We start from the raw sequence: 1,537 nt of genomic DNA on the forward strand, positions 1-1,537 counted from the left end.
CAAGAAATGGAAGCTGGTTTTCGGTAACGGCGAGCGCACGCGGACGAAATCGATCGTGGCAGGCGATTGGCCGGCGCTGCGCAGGGAAATCGACCAGGCGAAAGCGAAGCTCCACTGTGCCACGGACGCGCGCGTGGTGAGCTGTTATGAGGCGGGCCGGGACGGCTTCTGGATCCACCGGGCGCTGCAGGCTGAGGGTATTGACAGCCATGTGGTGGATTCGGCCAGCATCGAAGTCAGCCGGCGCAAGAAGCAGGTCAAGACCGACCGTGTCGATGGCGGTGCGTTGCTGCGTTTATTGATACGCTACTGCAATGGTGAAAAGGCGGCGTTGCACGCGGTGCGCGTGCCCACGGTGGAGGAAGAGGACCAGCGTCGGCTGAACCGGGAACGCGAGCGCCTGCTCAAGGAGCGCGGAGCCCACAGTGCGCGGATGCAGTCGTTGCTGGTGGCGCACGGTATCCGCCTGGACAAGCTGTCGGCGTTGCCGCGGCTGTTAGCGGATGCCAAAGCGGCGGTCACGGGCTACGCCCTGCCGACGGATCTGAAGGCGGAACTGGGGCGCGAATACGAGCGTTATGTGCTGGTTGATCGTCAGGTCAAGCAACTGGAGCGCTTACAGCGTGAGCGGGCCGCGCATGAAGACGGTGTCGCGCTGGAGATGGTGCGGCGGTTGATGCAGCTCAAGGGCGTGGGTTGGCAATCGAGCTGGGTGTTGATCATGGAATTTTTCTGTTGGCGCGCGTTCCGTAATGCCAAGCAGGTGGGGGCCTGCGCGGGGCTGACGCCGACCCCGTTCGACAGTGGCGACAGTAGTCGCGAGCAAGGCATCAGCAAAGCGGGTAATAAGCGCATCCGCCGGCTGATGATCGAGCTGGCCTGGTTATGGTTGCGCTACCAGCCTCACAGCGCGCTCAGTCAGTGGTTTGAGCAACGCTTTGGCCATGGTGGCAAGCGCATGCGCCGCATCGGCATCGTGGCTTTAGCCCGAAAGCTGCTGATCGCCTTATGGCGGTACCTGGAACATGGCGTGCTGCCCGAAGGGGCCATGCTCAAAGTGGCATAAGCCCCGGCGGCCGCTCAGAAGAACATAGAACACGCGAGTAAAGCACCGTTGAAACCGTGCAACCGCGTTGTCGAAAGTACTCGTGCGCACCCTTGGTTGGCGATGGTCATACCGTTTTTGTAGAAGGGGTACTTTCTCACCAGGTTAGAGGCGACGTTAACGCGAACGCAGTTTGAGGTAACCGGTAACAGGCCGGTACGGATAGAAGGTGGTCACGGCCCATACGAGGGGTCTGACGAGCAAACGAAACCTGGGCAACCAACTACTGCACGGCACAACAGGCAGAGGCAACGGCATGAAAAAACGACGATGAAGATAGGATACTGCGAACCGATTAAGGGGGTTGACAAAGCAGTCCTCATAGAAGGGTGCGCCCTGCGCACCGCGCAGCTTCAGTTTGGTGGCCCCTGGCTCTTATACACATCGGACGCGGCCGCCAGGCGCCACGTTGGAGACACGGGGTGGGACAGG

General features: G+C 61.0%; 1 protein-coding gene. It reads left to right on the top strand.

What is annotated here, in order from left to right; all coding sequences use genetic code 11:
- The first annotated feature begins 88 nt into the window (after positions 1 to 88).
- On the top strand, positions 89 to 1,066 hold the full coding sequence (locus I6U14_RS00375) for an IS110 family transposase (RefSeq protein WP_296895945.1): 978 nt from the start codon (positions 89 to 91) through the stop codon (positions 1,064 to 1,066).
- The last annotated feature ends 471 nt before the right edge of the window (positions 1,067 to 1,537 follow it).

Origin of the sequence: Thiohalocapsa sp. (assembly GCF_019695415.1) — a bacterium.
Lineage (GTDB): Bacteria > Pseudomonadota > Gammaproteobacteria > Chromatiales > Chromatiaceae > Thiohalocapsa.